Genomic DNA, 1,881 nt, shown 5'->3' with positions numbered 1-1,881 from the left:
CCGTCGTCCTCGCGAACGCGAGGACCCATGCCGCGCGATCTCTCTTTGGTCCGTGTGGCGGACATATCATTCGACAATTTCACTCTGTGGGTATGGGTCCCGGCTTTCGCCGGGACGACAGAGAAGCAGACGAGGCGTTTCCTCCTCGCGACGCATCGCGCCCGAGTTTTGCTTCAGGTCCGCCCTCAAAAACGAGAGGGCGCAGGGAAGGCCGCATAGGCGTTAAGGTAGCGCGAGCATCGATTGATACTTGCGTTTTCGAGGAGGCTCGCGAAGGTGGCGCCCCAACGCGCGTTTTCTGCGGCGCAAGCAACGGATGGTTGGTTGTGGAATGATTGCTTGCAGCAAGGATGCAACGAGCTGCTGCAGGACCCGCCAAGCGCCAGGCGTCGTTAAGCGGCCTGCGTCCAGTGGGGAGAGTCCTCGAAGTCGCTGGCAAGCGGCTCGAGCAACAGGATGATCAGGAGGTGGGCCAGCAGGTAGGGCTTGGCAGAGCGCGGATCGGTTCCTGGCGGCGTCTTGAGGCCAATCAGACTCTTCAGTCGCTTGAACCCAAGCTCGATCCGCCATCGCAATCGATAGAGCGCAAGCACATCTTTGGTGGAGAACTCGTCCCGCGCGAGCGACGTGATCAGAATGACCCAATCCGCAGCCTCCAAAGTTTCTTTGGAGATGATGCGGTTTTCATCTTTTGCGTCTTGCCGGGCTTTACGCCGAGAAGCAGCAGCCGCACCGGTGGGCTTCTTGATTGCGACCAGACGCATAGCCAGAGGCGCGCCGCCCTTGCGCTTGATCCAAATCTCCCGATCGACCAGTCCGCGCGCCTTCGCGGCACGCAATTGGGCCATCAGATCGAACGGAAGGCCTTTGGCGTCAAGCCAACGTGCGTTCTTCCAGCCCGCTCGGATCAAAACGTCGGCCCCGGCTTCGCGGACGGCCGCAATGCGGTCAGGTTGCAGATAAGCGCGGTCAGCAATGCGGATCTCGTTCTTGACCACTGGTATCCGGTCAAACGTTTCGCCCTCTTGCTGATCTGTCAGCTCGAAGTGACCAAAGCGCTCATAGGGCAGATCAAATGCGCTATGAACGCGCCAAAGCTCACTGTTCTTGCGCGCAGCCGGTCCCGCCTGAGGCACTGTCGTCGCATCGATGATGCGGATCAGGCGGCCTTGGCTCGCCTTCGGAGCTGCCGCAGCGAGCAAGCCCTCCACCAGCACCGCAAACCAATCACCACATTGACGCAGCCGATAGAACAACGCCACGCTGGTGAGGTCGGCAAGGCCAACAGAAGCCGCCCATGCGGCTGTCGATCTCAGCCCTCTTTCACCCAAACAATAGGCCAGCATCAGCCGAAGTAACGTCACCGCATCTGGAATCTGCCGCCGACGCGCGAAGGCCTTCGTCTGGCGCGCAGTTTTCTCGAGCTGCGCAGCCCCGCCCAGCTGCGCAACCACTCTCGTCCAGTCCTCGTTCAGGAGCGATTCGTCTGCCATCCCCTGTTCGAATCACGGCGGATTCCAACACTCAAGCATAAACTTAACGCCTATGCGGCCTTCCCTGTGCCCTCTTCCAAGAAGAGGGTGACCAGTTGCAAAGCTCGGGCGCAGATCGCGCCGCGAGAGTGACGGCGCGTGCGCTCCGATCGCTGTTTGAAATGTGAATCCGTCCACCGAATTCTTCCCCACAGGGGAGCATACCGCCGCTGGCGAAGCGGCGAGGTCGTTGTTACATTGGGTCGGCGAAGCTGTGGCGCGCGTCAGGAGCCATATATCCCCGGGGCCTTATCGATCCTTTAGGGAACTGTCCCTGGCCGGGTCCGTGGATCCGGACATATGGTGCCCACCTACTTTCGTAGGGAACTCCGGGATCGAGCGTTTCAAC

Annotated in this window: 1 protein-coding gene and 1 other RNA gene; one reads left to right on the top strand and one right to left on the bottom strand. The window is 60.4% G+C overall.

Annotated elements, in window-relative coordinates:
• Positions 1-392: 392 nt before the first annotated feature.
• Positions 393-1,493 (bottom strand): IS4 family transposase, encoded by a 1,101-nt coding sequence (locus QW861_RS33955; protein WP_315701243.1) that lies wholly within the window; start codon positions 1,491-1,493, stop codon positions 393-395.
• A gap of 245 nt (positions 1,494-1,738) precedes the next feature.
• Between QW861_RS33955 and ssrS the strand changes: the two genes are divergently transcribed.
• Positions 1,739-1,881: non-coding RNA, 6S RNA (gene ssrS, locus QW861_RS33950), on the top strand; the annotation flags it as partial.

Source organism: Bradyrhizobium sp. SZCCHNRI1029 (genome assembly GCF_032487555.1).
Classification (GTDB): Bacteria; Pseudomonadota; Alphaproteobacteria; order Rhizobiales; family Xanthobacteraceae; genus Bradyrhizobium.
This window is presented reverse-complemented; position numbering and strand designations above follow the sequence as displayed.

What these genes read in the sequence shown, in the direction of transcription:
- QW861_RS33955 (WP_315701243.1), bottom strand. Translation starts at nt 1,493, where the DNA reads ATGGCAGACGAATCGCTCCTGAACGAGGACTGGACGAGAGTGGTTGCG.